The following is a 21,066-nucleotide window of genomic DNA, read 5'->3' as shown; positions in this document are numbered from 1 at the left end:
ATTTTGAACTCGGAGCTTGTTTTTAATGCCTTGAGTGAAAATTAGGTGGACATTATTCCATTTTCGTCTGTTACTAGTAAATTCGCTAGCTCTGTTTCCAACAACGCTTTAACGGTTTCTGGATTTTCTTCAAAAGGAAGTTCCAGTGAGATTTGCAATACATTTTCCACATGCTGAACAGTAAAGAAAATGATTGGATCCCGATAGATGTCCCTCTCTTCTGGCTCGATATTTTTAAACAGCTGATATTTATCTGACGCTTCGCCAAGGTAATTGAAGACAATAGGTAGCTTATTCAGGCTATGCTTCAGATACCTGTTAGACTGCGGATACAACGAAGCCATTTCATCATTGTATATGAGATTTAGAAAATTCAGGTTACGCGATACGGCCAACTGCATACTGTTTCTGATCTCATGCCCATGTTCATCCGCATCTGTAAGCAGTACAGGGATTTGGTCTATAAATTCACCTATAATATCAAAATACTGCTTGTCCTCGTATGCCCGTCCATAATTGGTGAGAAGAATAGGAATCTCGTCCACTTGCAAATATCTGCGGAAAAAGCGGTTAGCTAGGCGTATAGCCAAGTCCCACATGTGTCCGATTGCGTCAGAATCATTCCAATCTGCAAGTTCTACTGTCACATCTGTGCCCGTTGTATGGTTGCGCTCATCAATTGCGAGGACTACAGCATCCGAAGCAGCAGCAAATGCGGACAAGTGAAATTTGTCAACAATCTCTTGATCGCCCATGCCCTGAGGTCCTTTCCGGACCTGACTCACATAATCACGGTAGCTTCCTGCTAGTTGCCCTTTTACATTGCTCATATCTTCATATGCACGGTACAACTCACTCTTAACGACCTCTCCGCTCATGCCATCATAGATGAGATGTGAACAAGGGAGCAGCAGCAAATGATCCCTTAAATTGAGGCGGACAAGCGCAATGCGATATAATAAGTTTCCGGTTGTTTCATAAGGGTTCATAAAGAATGCAGGCAATATATGTGAGAGTATACGATTTTGCATCTCTGCACCGTAGTTCGATAAATCTATCATTGGAATGTCCATGCGCTCCTTCATGGACAACATTTCCCATTCCCATCCGACATCCGTTTGGACCAACACACTTCTAAAGAGTTCATGGCGCTCTATCAGGCGTTGCATGATTGCAGATAACCGTTCTACATCCAGCAGGTAACTATCAAAAGGAATGACACCTCCTGAGGATTGCGGATGCTCCAAATGATAATGTTGAGCGGGAGCAAGCGCATAGCGTTGTAAAGGCTCTCCTGCCAGCATCGTGCTGTTCCATTGGTCATTCATCCGCAGCAGATATTCCAGCCATTCCTCAGCATGCCGCTTTGCAGCCTCATCGTCTACCATCATATCTGTGTACAGCTTTTCACAGTCAGGTACTTGAGCAGCTGCTTCAAAAGGAAGCAAATGATGTGGATGAAGATCAGGATGAAGGCGTGACAAAATGACTTTCTTCAGGGCCTCTGCTTGTATAGAATCGAAAGGATCTATGTGCAAAGTTAATTGATCTCGCCCTTCAACAGTTGTTGATTGGAAATGAGCATATACGTCATAAGCCTTTTCGATGATGTCGATTGCCTCGGCAATATCACGTATTAACATATCCGGCATCGAAGTGTCTGCTCGCATATACTCTGACATTTGGCGAATAGTCTGATATTGAAACACCTGATTAATCCCTATTTCAATGCCAACAGCCTCAGCCTGTGAAACCAATTGAATGGCTTTTAGGGAGTGTCCGCCTAAATCAAAATAGTTATCATCAATGCCAACAATACTGACACCCAGATTCTGTTTCCAAATATCTACCATATGCCGTTCCATGTCGTTTCGCGGGGCTGCATATTCAACACCTGTTTGAATGTCTCCTTCTGGCACAGGAAGCAATTTACGATCAATTTTTCCGTTAGTGGTCAACGGCATCTTCTCCAATTGAACAAAATAGCTTGGCAGCATGTACATCGGAAGATTGGGAACCAACGCTGCTTTAAGTTCCTGAATGGTCAGATCCCTATCAGCCACAAAATAAGCACATAAATCTTTTTGTCCTGATTCATTCTCACGAGCAATAACCACCGCTTTACGGATCGCAGGCAGGTTCATTATTTGCGCTTCCACTTCTCCAAGTTCAATTCGGTAACCCCGAATTTTCACCTGATGATCCATCCTGCCTAAATATTCAATATTTCCATCTGCCATCCATCGCGCCAAATCTCCTGTGCGGTACATACGTTTTCCTGGTTTGAAGGGGTCTGCTATAAATTTCTCATCTGTCAGCTCACGATTTCCCATATAACCTCGCCCTACTCCATCACCACCGATGTAGATTTCACCTGCAATTCCTATCGGAACCAACTTCCGATTCATATCCATAATATATACGTGCTGGTTAGCCATTGGCTTGCCAATCGGCACCGTATGTGTCCAAGCTGTCATCGTCTCCCCGTCAATGTCGTACGCAGTTGTGTCTACGCAGCACTCGGTAGGACCATAAACATTAGTTATTTGCGGACGATATCCGGGCCGGGTGCTCAAAAATGTTTTAACGAGATGACCGGGCAGCGCCTCTGCTCCAAAAATAAAATGCTGTACATTCAGATCTGCAACGGAGTCTTGCATTTCCGTCAGCATATGCATGTGTGCCGGTGTACCATCAGTAAAATCAATCCGTTGGGATCTGAAATAATCAGCCAAACGATGACCATTGGTGCTAATCTCTCTCGGCACCACGTGAAGCGCATGCCCGAGAAGCAGACATGGGAAAATTTGTTTCACTGATGCATCAAATACATACGGCGATAGCCATGCCATCCGCATTGGCGATTTGTATTTCTTATATACTTGTTGTCTAAATGCGGTTGTCATATTAACGACATTAGAGTGTTGAATCATCACTCCTTTGGGTTTGCCCGTTGTACCTGAGGTATACATCACATAAGCCAAATGGCCAGGGTCACATACTTCAGCCAAGTTGGAACAGTCTTCTGCGGATAGCCTGTGACTATCAGGTGAAATGACCAGCACATCCGACGGTACCTTCGCGGCCATTTCTGGCTTGGCAACCATAAGCCTAATATGGCTGTCTTGTAACATATAGAGCATACGTTCCTCCGGAAACTCAGGGTCGATAGGTACATATCCCCCACCAGCTTTTAAAATACCAAAAATCCCCACAATCATTTCGATAGAGCGCTCCATAATCATTCCGACCAATTGATCCGCCTGGACTCCTTCTGCTCTTAGCACGCGAGCCAGTTGGTTTGCACGCACATTTAATTCGTTATATGTGATCTGGCTATCTCCAAAAACTACAGCTACTTGATCTGGAGTCTTCTCTACCTGTTCTTCGAATAATTGATGAATGGTTTTTTCACATGGGTATTTCACCGCGGTATTTCCCCAGACATCCAATATCATTTCGATTTCCTGCGGCGTAATGATCTCAATTTCAGAAAGCTTTGTCTGTGGTTCATCTACAACAGCTTTAATCAACTGGATGAAGTGATCGGCCATTCGTTTAATCGTGCTTCTCTTGTACAGGCTATCGGCATATGTGAAGCTGAAAACCAAACCTTCAGAGCTTTCCATGGCCGTAAGTGTCAAATCGAATTTTGCCATATTCTGTTCGCCTGGGCACAGAGTAACCTGTAAGTCTTGGAATTCCGTCGTACCAGAGTCCATGTTATCTAGCTCAAAAAGAGTATCGAACAGCGGATTTCGGCTCAGGTCCCTCTGTACATTCAGCTTCTCCACCAGCAATTCAAACGGATAATCCTGATGCTCAAAGGCGTCAAGCACCTGGTCCTTTACTTCCTGAACATATTCATAAAATGACTTGTCCCCTTCAGGAAAGCTCCGCAATGCAAGCGTGTTGACAAACATACCGATGACCGGCTGCAAATCATGATGCTGTCTACCTGCAATAGGTGTTCCAACAACAATATCCTCCTGACCGCTGTACTTGAACAATAGAGTCTTGTAGGCTGCCAGTAATACCATAAATAAAGTAGCTCCCGCCTGCAAACTGATTTCTTTCAAACGGTCCACGTCCTGAGGTGAAATGGCAAAGGAAACAGTACTGCCCGAAGTGCTACGTGTTGCAAGTCTTTCAAAGTCGACTGGGATACCCAAAATCGGAATATCGCCGCTCATTTGCTTGAGCCAGTATTCTTCTTGTTTTTCCATCCATGAGCTACCAATATCTCCTTGCTGCCATACCGCATAATCCTTGTATTGAATTCGCAAGGCGGGCAACGTTTTTTCTTCATACAGTGCGGGCAGCTCGTTCAGCAATATACTCATGGATACACCATCTGAAATCACATGATGCATGTCAAACATAAACCAATGACGCTGTGGAGATTCTTGCAAAAGAGCAGCTCGAAGTAACGGTGCCTTCCCAAGATCAAAAGGTCTGATAAATTGTCTCATCATTGCTCTTGCTTCGTTCTCGCCGTGTCCCTGCATAACCTCCAAAGTGAAATCGATATGGTCGTGAATCCGTTGTACCAGTTTATCATCTACGAATTCAAAAGAGGTTCGCAATGTATCATGACGCTGAACTAATTGCTTAAGCGCTCTTTCTAATCTTAAAAAATTCAGTTCCCCTTCCATCAAAAGCATGGCAGACATATTGTAGTTATTCATGCTGCTCAAAACGTATAGTCTATTTTGAGTTATAGATGCTGGATAACTGTCTCTCAATTCGGCAACAGGAATCGCTGCAAATGGATTTGGAGACAATTCATAAACAGCCTGCGCCATTTGCTCAATTGTTGGAAAGTCAAATACATAACGCAGCGGTAACTCGATATTCAGTTCTTTGTGAATTTTTGCGGCCAACGCTGTCGCACGAAGTGAATGTCCGCCAATGGCAAAGAAATTATGATGAATTCCGACGGACGGAATGTCGAGTACCTCTCTCCAAATTTGTGCTAACTTCACTTCCATGGCAGTGCGCGGCGCTGCATATTCTGCAGTCAAATCAGCATGTTCCTCGAATGCCGGCAGTGCCTTGCGATCAATTTTCCCGTTCGGTGTCAGCGGCATGTTCTGCAGTTGTATAAAATACGACGGTACCATATAGTTCGGCAATTTTTCATTCAGCAAATTCAACATCATACTGCCGCTGATTTCTTTTTCAGCTACGTAGTAAGCAGCCAAATGATAGTCTCCCTGCTGATCTGCACGAGCCATGACAATAGATTCTTTAACACCGTCCACCTTAATAATTTGCGCTTCAATCTCACCGAGCTCAATCCGATACCCGCGGATTTTGACCTGATGGTCAATCCTACCCAAATATTCAATGTTCCCATCTGGCAACCATCGTGCCAAGTCACCTGTACGGTACATTCGCTCATAGCCAACTTCCTCTGCTGCAAACAGATTGGCTACAAATTTTTCTTTTGTCAGCTCTGGACGGTGTAGATAGCCGCGTGCCAGCCCCGGACCGGATACACACAGCTCACCAGGGACTCCTGCAGGTGAAAGATTTCCGTGTATATCCATCATATACACGCGGTGATTAGATACAGGCCGCCCGATGGATATGATTCCACCTAACTCAGAATTTTCTTCCGATACCGGCCAAAGAGACGTTGCAACGGAATTTTCGGTAGGACCATACGCATTGTAATAAGCCACCCGGTCCTTCCATTTGGACACCAGTTCTGCGGTAGAGGCCGATCCTGCTGTAAGCAAAACACGCAAATCAGGCATGCGATCCGGGTTCAGGTATACAGCATAGTTTGGCGGCAGCGTTGCAATTGTAATTTTGCAGGCAGCCATGTACTGCTCGAAACGTTCATAATTCAAAATAGTCTCGGAGGAAGGTATATACAATGTCGCTCCGCATAGTAAAGACTGGATTATTTCCGAGCATGACGTATCAAACGAATAACTGGCAAACATGACAACCCGATCGGACAAGCCAATACTCAACTTTTGCTCGAAGTAGGTTTTAAGATTACTAAGACCGTGATGCTCAAGCATGACTCCCTTAGGTTGACCCGTCGTCCCGGACGTATAGATGACATATGCTAGATCGTTTGGACCCGATACAGCCTCCAGATTCGAACCGTTTTGATGATATACGGACAGCATTTCCCCGCGTACATCCGCTTTTCTTGTATCGGAAGCAACTCCGTCCTGTTCACCGTCAAGCACCAACACCTTGCCTCCAAACAGCACCTTTTCCGTCAGGTGCTGTTGCGTTAACAACAGTTCGGTACCTGAGTCGTCTAACATGTAGCGGATGCGTTCCTCCGGATAGGTTGGGTCTATCGGGATATATGCTCCCCCCGCCTTCAAAATTGCCAATATGCCCACAATCATATCTACGGAACGCTCTGTCATCAGACTAACCAGACTATCGGCTTTCACGCCATAGCTGCGTAAAGTACGGGCCAACCGGTTAGCGCGCTCGTTCAATTCATGGTAGGTCAATTGTTGACCTTCAAAATATACCGCTGTCTGATCCGAAGTCTGCAAAACCTGTTCCTCGAACAGTCCGTGAATTGTTTGTTCACGCGGATACTCTGCCGTGGTATTTCCCCACACCTGGATGATGTGCTCCCGCTCCTGCATAGTCAACAGATCCATTTCCTCAATTAAACTATCCGGATTCGCTATAATTTGATCCAGCAACTGCAGTAGATGTCCTTGAATCTGCGACACACTCTGATGATCATATACCTGGGCATTATAGGTAAAATCAATCCGTAGCGTATCTCCCTGAAATACTATGATGCTTAAATCATAGCTTTCTTGCTCAGTATTGGCCTCTTCCAAAGTAGTCTCAAACACCATTCTATGGCCAAAGAGTGCCAGTTGTTGCACTTTCGTTGTAACCATTTCAGACATTGGTAAATGTTCATATACCGCAGATTCATCGGTTTGCTGCTGCACTTTTCTCATCAACCCGATAAAGTTCGCTCCTGCTTTGGTTCGAATGCGGACTGGTAAGGTGTGGTTACCCAGTCCAATTAAATGCTTCGATTCCAATATATCTGTCAAGGGACTTGATATGGAGCAAGCGAACACCACATCATCTGTACCGCTATACTTTTGCAATAAAATTCCCCAGGCTGTCTGCAGCAACGTATTTGTCTTCACCTGCTCATTCAGTGCAATTCGCTGCAGCGCCACCGTTCGTTCAACATTCAAATTAATCTCCAGATGCTCTGTCTGATATGGACTGCGCCCCATCAGATTGGCATATGGCAATTGAGGTGCTTCTTCATAGCCTTCGAGCAGAGTACTCCAGTAGCGAGAAGCCTTTAGGGTGTCCCTATGTTTTTTTAGAATCCCTTTGTCTTCTTCCGAAATCAGCGCCAATTCGCCCAGCTTAGTATTGGGATCGGCTACAACGGTTTTGACCAACTGTACAAAATGCCTTGCCATACTTTCTATCGTTTCCCGTTTAAACAAAGATGTAGCGTACAGAAATTGGAGCTGGATAGATGCTTCCTCCTCACTGACTTCAAGCGTCAGGTCGAATTTCGCAGAAACCTGCTCTATGCCAAAAGAGCGGAAGAACAACTTGTCCAACTTCACTTCTTTTTTCTCCACATTCTGCAATACAAACATCGTGTCGAACAACGGATTACGGCTCATATCTCGTTTCAGGTCGAGCTTTTCCACCAGCTCCTCAAACGGATAATCCTGATGCGCATATGCTTGCAGTGCACATGTCTTGGCGTCCTCAATGCAGTTATAAAACGTCTGTTCAGCGTGAGGATGATTACGTAATGCGAGCGTGCCGACAAACATACCGAGCATAGACTCCAGGTCAGCATGCGGTCTACCTGCAATCGGAGTACCGACAATGATGTCTTCCTGCCCTGTGTAATAATGCAACAATGCTGTGTATGCAGCCATAAGTACCATGTACAGCGTAGAATCCGTGTGCACCGCCAGTTCTTTTAAAGACTGGGTCAATTCCTGTCCCATTTCAAATTCAACAGCGTCACCTTTCGTACATCGTGTTGCCGGACGCTCAAAATCAGTTGGCAAATCCAGTTGAGGCAAATCACCACTAAATCTATTCAGCCAGTACTCTCCCTCACTCTTTATTCGCTCCTGCTGAGTTTTGCTATGCTGCCACACAGCATAGTCCGTATATTGAATACGCAGCGGAGATAATACTTCACCGCTATATAAGCGGGCAAAATCACCAGCTAATATTTCAATGGATACCCCGTCTGAAACGATGTGGTGCATATCAAGCATCAATAAGTGCTGCGGCTCCTGTCCTTCTTCGTCCAATCCCCATTTGACCAGCTTTACACGTAGCAACGGAGCGATCCTCAAGTCAAATGGGCGCACAAAGGAACGGGTATGTTCTTTTGCTAAATTCTCAAGCATAAGTTCATTGGATTCTGTCCGCAGTTCTGATATTGTGGCATATTCCAACTCAAAGTGAATCGTATCGTGCACCCGCTGCATCGGCACACCATTCACCAGTTCAAAGCTTGTCCGTAGGGCCGCATGACGTGAAATTAATTGATGGAATACCTCTTCCACCTGTTTCATATCTATCGGACCGATTACTCTCAGTGCTGATGTGGTGTTATAGCTTATTCCATCCGGATCCAGCTGGTGAAGCACATACATCCGTGTCTGTGCGAAAGAAAGCGGGTAAGTGTCGCGTTTTTCAGCCACCGGAATGGATGCATATGTGATTTGATCCTGTTCTTCAAGCAAGGCCGCCAATTGCTCGATCGTCGGTGCCTCAAATATGTTTTGCAATTCCATCGGTTTATTTAAATCTTTGCGAACTCTAGAAGTCAGTGTCGTCGCCCGTAGCGAATGACCACCAATTTCAAAGAAATTTTCGTTGATGCCTACTTGCGGTAGACCCAGTACATCCTGCCAGATGTCTACCAATTTTATTTCCATCCACGTTCGGGGTGCAACATGGTCGGCCAAACGATCTTCTGGTATCGGCAGTGCCTTTCGATCAATTTTACCGTTTGGCGTAAGAGGTACGTTCTGCAATTGAATGAAGTGTGAAGGGACCATATAATTCGGGAGTTCTTCATTTAGCATCTTGCGAAGCTCGCTCCCCGTCACTTCCCGTTCCGCCACGTAGTAGGCAACCAGTTCGTGTTGGTTTTGGCTGTTTGCATGTGCCAGTACGATGACCTCTTGCATGCGATCTGCCTTCAGCATAGCCGCCTCAACTTCACCCAGTTCAATCCGGTAACCGCGAATTTTGACCTGATGGTCAATCCGGCCCAGGTACTCAATGTTGCCGTCAGGCAACCATCTTGCCAGGTCACCTGTCCGATACATGCGTTCATAGCCCGCTTCCCCACCTACAAACGGATTGGTCACAAATTGTTCAGCCGTTAATTCCGGACGGTGCAGGTAACCGCGTGCCAGTCCTGGGCCGGATACGCACAGTTCACCGGGGATTCCAGATGGTGAAAGCTGTCCATGTGCATCGACCATGTACACGCGGTGATTCGGTACAGGACGTCCGATTGATATAGCCCCCCCTGCTTCGGGACCTCTTGGTACAGGCCAGACAGACGTTGCTATGGAATTTTCCGTTGGACCGTAGGCGTTAACATAGGTCACACCGTCTCTCCATTTAGTAACCAGCTCAGTGCTGGTCGCCGATCCGGCCGTGAACAGGATGCGTAGTTCCGGCATTCGTTCTGGGCTCAAATATATGGCATAGGTTGGGGGCAGCGTTGCAATTGTAATGTGATGATCCGCCATATACTGCTCAAACTTGTCATAGCTGAGAATGGTTTCTGATGTCGGGATACATAAAGTGGCCCCGTTGAAGAGCGCCTGAAGCATTTCCCAGCATGCCGCATCAAAGGAAAAGCTGGCGAACGATACAACACGGTCGGAACTGCTGATTCGCAATGTCTCCCTGAAATACGTATGCAGATTGCAGAGTCCACGATGCTCGAGCATGACTCCCTTAGGCTGGCCTGTCGTTCCAGACGTATAGATTACATACGCTAGGTTATGAGGACCGGATGTGGCTTCCAAATTCGGACCATCCCTGTGATATGCGGATATAGCTTTTCCTTTTGCCTCAGCCGTACTTGCATCCGCACTGCCTTCGCCCATTTCTGCATCCAACAGCAGTACCTTGTCCCTAAATTCCACTTTTTCAACCAAATGCTGCTGCGTTAACAGCAGTTCCGTACCTGAATCGTCCAGCATATAACGGATGCGGTTCTCCGGATAAGTCGGATCGATCGGAATGTAGGCGCCCCCTGCTTTCAAAATACCCAAGATGCCGACAATCATGTCAATCGATCGCTCTGTCATCAGGCCGACTAGGCCGTCTGCCATCACACCGTTACTGCGTAAAGTACGCGCCAGACGGTTCGCTCGCTCATTTAATTCACGGTAGGTCACTTGCGCTCCTTCAAAATATACAGCTACCTGCTCCGGTGTTCGCAAGACCTGCTCCTCAAACAACCCGTGAATCGTCTGCTCACGTGGATATGCTGCTGTCGTGTCACACCAAGCATCCAGCATTTGCTCGCGTTCCTGCGCGGTTAATATATCCAGCTCGCAAATCCGGCCAGCTGGATTGATCTTGATTTGCTCCAGCAGTTGCAGCAAATGCCCCTGGATCTGCTCTACCCTTTCATAATCATATACCTGGGCATTGTAACCAAAATGAACTCGTAGCGTCTCTCCCGGTAACACCACGATGTTAAAATCATAATTCGTCTGCTCAACCGCTCCTGCTCCGGTTATTTTAAAATCAGCTTCCTCCCTTTCACCTAATTGCTCAATTTGTTCATCCACCGGATAGTTCTCAAATACCATAATATGATTAATCAGTTCCACTTTTTGCTCTGCCTGTGCCTGAATCTCATAGAGTGGGAACGTTTCGTATGATCCCGAAGCAAGCGCCTGCCGCTGAGTTTGCTTCATCAGCTCTGTAAATGCAGTTGCTTGTCCGCCTTGAATACGGACGGGGACCGTGTTAATGAATAGTCCAATCATCTGCTCTACTCCGGCAATGTCCGCTGGACGTCCAGATACCACGCTCCCGAAAACGACATCCTCTGTGCGATTATACTTTTGCAACAAAACACCCCAGGCCGTTTGCATCAGCGTATTTATCGTTACCTGTTCTTGCTTTGCCAATTGCAGTAGGGCCGTTGTCAGGTCTATACCCAAATCAAATTCCAGATATTCGGCCTCATATCCCTGGGTCTTCCCTGTTTTGGCCTGCGGCAAAACCGCCGTCTCCTCATAGCCTCGCAGGTAACCGCTCCAATACTCCGCTGCTTCCTGACGGTTCTGTCCCTCCAGCCATTCGATGTATCGGCTGTAGGGTGTTACCACAGGCAATTGCGGTTGCTTCCCTTCTGCTAGGGCGGTATATCCTCCAAAGACTTCGTTGGTAACCAGCGACAAACACCAGCCATCCATTATGATGTGGTGGAAGCTCCATACAAAATGGTATGAATCATCTGATGTACGCAAGATAGATACACGCATCAGTGCATCCTTTGCCAGATCAAAGCCCCTCTGCTGATCTCGACGCGTGAACTCCTCGATATACTGCTCTTGCGCCGACTTCTCCTTCTCACGTATATCCTCTACGTACAGTTTTCCGCGTTTATTCCGGTACACCACTTGCAGCGGCTGGTCCTGCAAATCGCTCCGGAAGTTGGTCCGCAGAGCTGAATGACGCTGTACCAACAAGTCCAGACTGGCGGCGAATGCAGCGAGATCCAGCGCTCCCTTCAATTCAAAGGTGGACTGCTCCACATAGGCGATCGACTGGGAATCCAGCATGTTGTGAAACAGCATGCCTTTTTGCATCGGCGTCATGGGGTACATATTCTCAAGCTCTCCGTCAGGCTGAATCTGCTCCACCATCTGGTCCAGTTCTTCAAGGCTTAAGTCCGAAAGCAGCACATCACTTGGTGTCAATTCGGAGTGCTCCCGAGATGCACAATGCTGAACCACTTCCAGCACGTTCTGCTTGAATTGCTCTGCTAGTTGCTCAGCAGCATTTTGTTGGAGTGCCTTAATGTTGTATTGAATACTTAGTTCCAGCATGCCATCTGTAACGAGTCCTCCCACGTCCATAACACAGGACATTTGGGTCAATTCATGAGTATTAGCTCCGCTGGAATATGGAGAAAAATGCATGCCGCTATGCTGCAGTGTCTGATCAAATTCGCCCAAATAATTAAAGCTGATCTGTGGCTCGGCGTATGTTGCCCCGGACGGTCCATTCTGGCTGAGATATCTCCAGATGCCATACCCAATTCCTTTATGTGGAATGCTGCGCAGCATCTCCTTCATCCGTTTGATGTGCCCGGAGATATCATCTTCCCGGTTAATCCGCAGCAGTACCGGGTATTGACTCGTAAACCAGCCAATCGTCCGTGATATATCCGTATCTTTTATGATTTCTTCCCGGCCATGGCCTTCGAGAAGAATCGCAACCTTTTCACTGCCAGTCCAAGCGCTTAGCGTCTTGCCGAGTGCCGTCAACAACAAATCATTCACTTCTGTGTTGTACGCGCGGTGGGCTTGCTTCAGTAGTTGATCAGTCTCTTCCTTCGTAAGCCTCACATTTACGATACCCATGTCTTGCTGCGTAAACTTATCGCTATGCTCTTGGGACACTGGAAGTTGGGGCGACTCGGATGCCGCCAGTTCATTCAATTGCTCCCAGTATGCGTGCTCACTTTCCATCTCAAGGCTGTCGGCATAGGCTGACAACCGCTCCGACCAGACCCGGAAGGAGTCTGTTTTCGTCGGGAGCTGTATGGCTTCTCCACGTACAGCCTGCTCATAGGCATTCGACAAATCCTCCAACAGTATCCGCCACGATACGCCGTCTATCACCATATGATGAATAGCCAGTAGCAGATGGTCCCCATCAGCGCAGTGGAACAGGCCCACTTTCAGCAGAGGTCCTTCATCCAGTCGGATGTTACTCTGAATAGTGCTGGCCCAGGATTCTATAGCTTGACCCAATGTGGGACCGATCGGCACGTCTTTGAAATCGGCCACTTCCAGATCATACAGCTTTCCTTCCTTCACTCCGCGGTTCCACGCTTCCCAGCCTTGCTCTGCCTTGCGGAACACCATCCGCAACGCATCATGGTGCACCGCCAACTGCGTCAGTGCCTGGCGTAGCGGCTCTTCCTCGAATCCCTGCTCCCGGTGAAGCATAACCGCCTGATTAAAGTGGTCCGGCACAGGCTGCTCTTGTTCCACAAACCACTGCTGAATCGGTGTCAGCAGCACAGCTCCGCTGACCTCTTCCTGATCAGCTAATTGGGTATCCGACACACGCAGGTGCGTAGCTAGCTCAGCAACCTCAGGGTACTTAAACAAGTCTTTGATATCCAGCTTGTACCCTGCCTGCAGCAGGCGTGAGGACACCTGAATCGCCTTGATCGAATCCCCGCCCCGATCAAAAAATTGATCCGTCAATCCGACCGGACCGCCGCCCAGTACAGCCTCCCACACACGAGCCAGAACCTGCTCCTCTGCCGTCCGTGGAGCCCTATATTCCTGCGTAGAACGGGAAATCTGTTCTGGTGCCGGCAATGCCTTACGGTCGATTTTGCCGTTGGGTGTGAGCGGCATTTGCTCCATCTGAACAAAGTGCGAGGGAACCATATAATTCGGGAGTTCTTCACTCAGCTGCTTGCGAAGCTCACTCCCCGTCACTTCGCGTTCCGCCACGTAGTAGGCAACCAGTTCGTGTTGGTTTTGGCTTGTCGCATGGGCTAGCACGCTGACCTCTTGGATACGACCTATTTTCAGCATAGCCGACTCGACCTCGCCCAGCTCAATTCGGTAGCCGCGAATTTTAACTTGTTGATCCATCCGTCCAGCGTATTCCAATGTACCATCTTCACGCCAGCGAACAAGGTCTCCCGTGCAGTATAGGCGATCTCCGTCCACCCACGGATTAGCAAGAAATCTCTCAGCCGTCAATTCAGGACGGTTCAAGTAACCGCGTGCGACTCCGTCTCCGCCAACAACCAGCTCACCCCATGCTCCAATCGGCTGCAGGTTAAACGCCGAATCGACCACATACGCCGTCGAATTGCGGATAGGACGCCCGATCGGCACAGAATCAAGCTGTTCTTCCTTAATATGATAAGCCGTCGAAAAAGTAGTATTTTCCGTTGGTCCATAGCCGTTAATGATATTCATGTTCGGATTATCCCGTAACACCCGGTTAATATGCGGCGCAGACAGCACGTCGCCTCCGACCAGCAAATACTTCACATCTCCGAACAATTTACTGTCCTGCTGCGAAAGCTGATTAAATAGCGGTGTAGTCAGCCACATCATGGTGATGCGATGATCCCGTATGGTCTCCTTGAGCTTAGCTGCGTCCAAAAGATCATCCTTATGCACGAGTACAAGCTGACCACCGTTCAGTAGCGCCCCCCAAATTTCAAACGTAGACACATCAAATACAAATGCGCAAGTCTGCAACATTCGAATTGATTCATCGAACGGCACATAATCCGTATTACGTACCAATCGCACGACACTTTGATGCTCAACAACGACGCCCTTAGGCTTGCCAGTTGATCCCGAGGTATAGATGACATAAGCAGCATGTTCGCCCGCTCCATCTATCCCCAAATTGGAAGCATCCGAACTGTAGGACGTATCATCATTCAGATTGACAATCTGTCCATCAAAATAGCAACGATCCAGTAAATCTTGTTGAGTCAGCAGCAGTTTGGCTCCCGAATCCTCCAGCATATAGCGAATACGATCTTCGGGATATTGAGGATCTATCGGCACATACGCGCCTCCAACCTTCAAAATAGCCAACGTTCCGATAATCATATCCAACGAACGCTCCGTTAGAATGCCGACAGGCTCATCGGCCTTCACTCCAGCAGTCTGTAGCGTATGCGCTAATCGGTTAGCCTTCTCATTGAGTTCCCGATAGGTCAACGATTGATGATCCAAAGTGACGGCCACGTGATCTGGCGTACGTTCAGCCTGCTCCTCAAACAGCTTTTGGATTGTCTGATTGCGCGGATATACAGAAGCCGTGTCGTTAAACTCGCCTGTAATCTGTTGTCTTTCCGTCGTTGTCACCATTTCCAGTTCTTCAACGCGAATATACGGGTTGAACGAAATTTGCTCCAGCAGACGGGCAAAATGTCCATACAGACGCTCAAGCCTGGTTTGATCAAAGCTCAATGCGTTATACATAAAACGAATCTTGATGCCTTCTCCCGGCATCACGACAACATTCAAATCGTAGTTGGTTTGTTCTGTGACCACCACGTTCGAAATCGTGAATGGTTCCTGCCCATCACTTCCCAGCTGTTCTACCTGCTGTTCCACCGGATAATTTTCGAATACCATAATGTGCTTGATTAAATCCTGCTTCTGCTCGGTCAGTGCCTGAATTTCATATAGCGGGAAAGTGTCATAGGCATTGGCAGAAAGCGCCTGCCTCTGAGTTTGCTTCATTAACTCAGCAAATGCAGTTGCCGGTCCACCTTGAATACGGACTGGTATGGTATTAATGAAAAGTCCGATCATTTGCTCTACTCCCGCAATGTCCGCTGGACGTCCCGATACCACACTACCGAAAACGACATCCTCTGTGCGGTTATATTTTTGCAGCAAAACACCCCAGGCTGTTTGCATCAGCGTATTTATCGTCACCTGTTCTTGCTTTGCCAGCTTCTGAAGTTCCGCCGTCAGGTCTATACCTAAATCAAATTCCAGATATTCAGCCTCATATCCCTTCGCCTTCCCTGTTTTGGCCTGAGGCAAGACCGTCGTCTCCTCATGGCCCTGCAGATAACTACTCCAATACTCCGCTGCTTCCTGACGGTTCTGCTCCTCCAGCCATTCGATGTATCGACTGTATGGTGTTACCACAGGGAATTGCGGTGGCTTTCCTTCTGTAAGGGTGGTATATCCTCCAAAGACCTCATTGGTGACCAGTGACAAGCACCAGCCGTCCATTATGATGTGATGGAAGCTCCATACAAAATGGTATGAATCGTCTGATGTACGGAAGATGGATACCCTCATCAGCGTATCCTTTGCCAGATCAAACCCCTTCTGCTGATCCCGACGCGCGAACTCCTCGATATACTGCTCCTGCGCCGCCTTCTCCTTCTCACGTATATCCTCCACGTACAAATCTCCGCGTTTACTCCGGTATACCACTTGCAAGGGCTCATCCTGCAAATCGCTCCGGAAGTTAGTCCGCAGTGTTGAATGACGCTGCACCAGCAAGTCCAGACTGGCAGCAAACGCTACGAGATCCAGCGTTCCCTTCAGTTCAAAGATGGACTGCTCCACATACGCACTGGACCGGGAATCCAGCATGTTGTGGAACAGCATGCCTTTTTGCATCGGCGTCATGGGGTATATATTCTCAAGCTCTCCGTCAGGCTGAATCTGTTCCACCATCCGGTCCAATGCTTCCAGGCTTATACCCGGAAGCAGCACATCACTCGGCGTCAATTCAGAACGCTCCCGTGATACACAGTGGCGAATCACTTCCAACACGTTCTGCTTGAGCTCCCTGGCTAGTTTTACTACATTATCTTCCTGTAATACTTTTGTGTTATAACGAATATCCAGTTCAAGCATTTCATCTGTTACAATGCCCCCCACATCCAGGGAACACGGCATACGGGTCTGTTCGTTAACATCTGCTCCACTGGAGTACGGTGACATGCGCGTTTCGCTGTGCTGTAGCGTTTGATCAAATTCGCCCAAATAATTAAAGCTGATCTGTGGCTCGGCGTATGTTGCCTCGGACGGTCCGTTCTGGCTGAGATATCTCCAGATGCCGTATCCAATCCCTTTATGTGGAATGCTGCGCAGCATCTCCTTCATCCGTTTGATGTGCCCGGAGATATCATCTTCCCGGTTAATCCGCAGCAGCACTGGGTATTGACTTGTAAACCAGCCGACCGTTCGTGATATATCCGTATCCTTCATGATTTCTTCCCGGCCATGGCCTTCCAGAAGAATTGCAACCTGCTCACTGCCAGACCAAGTGCTTAACGTCTTGCCGAGTGCCGTCAGCAACAGATCGTTCACTTCTGTGTTGTACGCGCGATGGGCCTGCTTTAGCAGTTGATCAGTCTCTTCTTTCGTGAATTTCAAGCTCAAAGTAGCTGTGTTATTTATGGTCAATGGTTTTTTATTATAATCCAGCAATTCTGAAAGTTTTAAAGACTCGTATGCCGTCAATTCATTCAATTGCTCCCAGTATACGTGCTCACTTTCCATCTCAGGGCTGTCGGCATAGGCTGACAACCGCTCCGACCAGACCCGGAAGGAGTCTGTTTTCGTCGGGAGCTGTATGGTTTCTCCACGTACAGCCTGCTCATAGGCATTCGACAAATCCTCCAACAGTATCCGCCACGATACGCCGTCTACCACCATATGATGAATAGCCAGTAGCAGATGGTCCCCATCAGCGCAGTGGAACAGGCCCACTTTCAACAGAGGTCCTTCATCCAGTCGGATGTTACTCTGAATAGTGCTGGCCCAGGCTTCTATAGCTTGACCCAATGTGGGACCGATCGGCACGTCTTTGAAATCGGCCACTTCCAGATCATACAGCTTTCCTTCCTTCACTCCGCGGTTCCACGCTTCCCAGCCTTGCTCTGCCTTGCGGAACACCATCCGCAACGCGTCATGGTGCACCACCAACTGCGTCAGTGCCTGGCGTAGCGGCTCTTCCTCGAATCCTTGCTCCCGGTGAAGCATAACCGCCTGATTAAAGTGGTCTGGTACAGGCTGCTCTTGTTCCACAAACCACTGCTGAATCGGTGTCAGCACCACTGCTCCGCTGACCTCTTCCTGATCAGCTAATTGGGTATCCGACACACGTAGGTGCGTAGCTAGCTCAGCAACCTCAGGGTACTTAAACAAGTCTTTGATATCCAGCTTGTACCCTGCCTGCAGCAGGCGTGAGGATACCTGAATCGCCTTGATCGAGTCCCCGCCCCGATCAAAAAATTGATCCGTCAATCCGACCGGACCGCCGCCCAGTACAGCCTCCCACACATGAGCCAGAGCCTGCTCCTCTGCTGTCCGCGGAGCCCTATATTCCTGCGTGGAACGGGAAATCTGTTCCGGTGCCGGCAATGCCTTGCGGTCGATTTTGCCGTTGGGTGTGAGCGGCATTTGCTCCATCTGAACAAAGTGCGAGGGAACCATATAATTCGGGAGTTCTTCACTTAACTGCTTGCGAAGCTCGCTCCCCGTCACTTCGCGTTCCGCCACGTAGTAGGCAACCAGTTCGTGTTGGTTTTGGCTGTTAGCATGTGCCAGTACGATGACCTCTTGCATGCGATCTGCCTTCAGCATAGCCGTCTCAACTTCGCCCAGTTCAATCCGGTAACCGCGAATTTTGACCTGATGGTCAATCCGGCCCAGGTACTCAATGTTGCCGTCAGGCAACCATCTTGCCAGGTCGCCTGTCCGATACATGCGTTCATAGCCCGCTTCCCCACCTGCAAACGGATTGGTCACAAATTGTTCAGCCGTTAATTCCGGACGGTGCAGGTAACCGCGTGCCAGTCCTGGGCCGGATACACACAACTCCCCTGCTATTCCAGCAGGTAAAAGATGACCAAGAGCATCGATCATGTACACCCGGTGGTTGGGTACGGGACGTCCTATGGAAATGGTATCGATTGCTCCGGGGTGCTCCGACACCGGCCAAATGGACGTTGCTACCGAGTTTTCTGTCGGTCCGTAACCATTAAAATAGGAGACCTGATCCTTCCACTTGGTTACGAGCTCCATCGAGGAAGCGGAACCAGCGGTGAACAGAATACGCAGATCCGGCATTCGTTCTGGGTTTAGATACACGGCGTAGGTAGGAGGTAATGCTGCCACCGTAATTTTATGATCCGCCATGTACTGTTCAAACTGGTTGTAGTTCAGTATGATTTCCGAAGTAGGCACGTAAAGTGTCGCGCCACAAAATAGCGCCTGGAATATTTCCCAGCAGGCAGCATCAAATGCGTAGCTCGCAAACAGTAGGGCACGATCTGACGGACTTATCTGCAATGTTTCATCAAAATACGTTTTCAGGTTACACAATCCATGGTGCTCCAGCATTACACCTTTAGGCAGTCCTGTAGTACCTGAAGTGTATATGACATAGGCTAGATCGTTTGCTCCTGATACAGCCTCCAGATTTGACCCTTCCATGTGATATATAGTTGGATCTTCATCCAATACTAGGACTTTTCCTCCAAAAGCGGCCTCTTTGACCTTTTCCACAAGATGGCTTTGCGTCAAAAGCAGGTCTGCACCGGAATCGTCAAATATATAACGGATACGTTCCTCTGGATATGACGGATCGATGGGTACATATGCCCCTCCTGCTTTAAGAATAGCGAGGATGCCGACCACCATATCTATAGAACGATCAGTCATGAGCCCAACCAGCCGATCAGTTGTGGTGCCGTAACTACGCAGGGTACGAGCCAATCGGTTAGCACGTTCATTCAGCTCAGCATAAGTCAGACTGGAGTTCTCACAGACAACTGCTGTTGTCTTCGGTGTCTTTTCTGCTTGTTTTTCAAAACAAAGATGGATGGTATCACTAGAAGGATATGAAATCTGTACTCCGCTAAATTGGGATAAAACCTGACTTTTCTCTTCCGTCGTCAGAAATTCCAAATCGGAAATCAGTAGATCCGGCTGTTGAACAATCTGTTCCAGTCCCCGTTTAAGATGAGCTGCAATTAGCCTAATCCAATTTTCATCGTAAACCAGCCGATTGTAACTAAAAGTAACTTCATACTGTGATCCAGGAACGACAATCACATTAAAATCATAGTTGGTCTGTACAATATCCTCCACGTCGGTGACCTGAAGTGTATCAGGCCCTTTTTCCGCATGAATAAGCTCCTCTGAATAAGGATAGTTCTCAAAAACAACAATATGACGGACTAAATTTTGTTTCAAATCCGTGTGATTCTGAATATCTGCCAAGGAAGAATAAGAGTACTGAGTAGACTCGATGTTGGAGTTTTGCACAGATATAAGCAGATCCGAAAATCTCTGGTCCACATCACTGGTTATGCGTGTTGGTATTGTGTTAATGAACAATCCCACCATATTTTCAATTCCCGGAACTTCATCTGGTCTGCCGGATACTACGGACCCGAACACAACATCCCGGCTGTGGTTGTACATTTGAAGCAATAATCCCCATACCGTCTGAAATACAGTGCTGACTGTCGTGTGGTAGTGTTTAGCTATTCTCTCCATTCCTTGAGTCAATTCTTTCCCCAGCTTGCATGTGTAACGGTCTGCTTCGAAGATTGGATTCAATGGACGGTTATAGCCCGGTAAAATCGTTTCATTTTCAAGCCCATTTAAATACCCCTGCCAATAGGCTGTCGCTTCTTCCTTGTCCTGTTGCTCCAGCCACTGAATAAAACTGCTGTACGGATATACCGTATCCAATTGTGCAGGCACTCCGGACCGAAGGGAAGTATACATAGTAAAAAATTCCTGGGCTACCGTTCCCATGCACCAACCATCCATTATAATGTGATGAACACTCCAGACAAGTCTGGAAGACTCATCACTCCATTCAAACAGGGCAAGCCGAATCGGAACATCTTTTTCCAAGTCAAAACCCGCTTGACGCTCTACCTTTAAAAAGTCAGTAAAATGCTCTCTTTTCTCAGCTTCAGGAAAAACACTGATATTTTCGAAATGAACCGGCATCGCTTCACGTTCTTCCAAGACAATTTGAAGCGGACGTTCTGTTTCTTTATACATAAAAATGGTACGGAATATATCATATCGATTCATGAGCTGCTGCAAGCTTTGCTGAACCAAATGAACATCTAGCACTTCATTAAAGGTAATAACGGTCTGCTCAAAGTAAGCTTCTGATTTTGCGTCGAGGATGGAATGAAACAACATTCCCTCCTGCATCGGGGATAGCGGATAGATATCTTTAATATTTACCTGTGCCAAATCATTCACCTTTCCTTTATCCATGCAGAATTTGAGTTTCAAC

Annotated in this window: 1 protein-coding gene; it reads right to left on the bottom strand. The window is 47.7% G+C overall.

Translation table 11 applies throughout. The features are described from left to right. Positions 1–41: 41 nt before the first annotated feature. Positions 42–21,065 (bottom strand): non-ribosomal peptide synthase/polyketide synthase, encoded by a 21,024-nt coding sequence (locus tag MKX30_RS00220; protein ID WP_341062265.1) that lies wholly within the window; start codon positions 21,063–21,065, stop codon positions 42–44. Position 21,066 lies beyond the last annotated feature (1 nt).

It is taken from the genome of Paenibacillus sp. FSL P2-0173 (assembly GCF_038008045.1).
Lineage (GTDB): Bacteria > Bacillota > Bacilli > Paenibacillales > Paenibacillaceae > Paenibacillus > Paenibacillus polymyxa_B.
The sequence above is the reverse complement of the archived record's forward strand: the minus strand, read 5'-3'. Positions and strand labels throughout refer to the sequence as shown.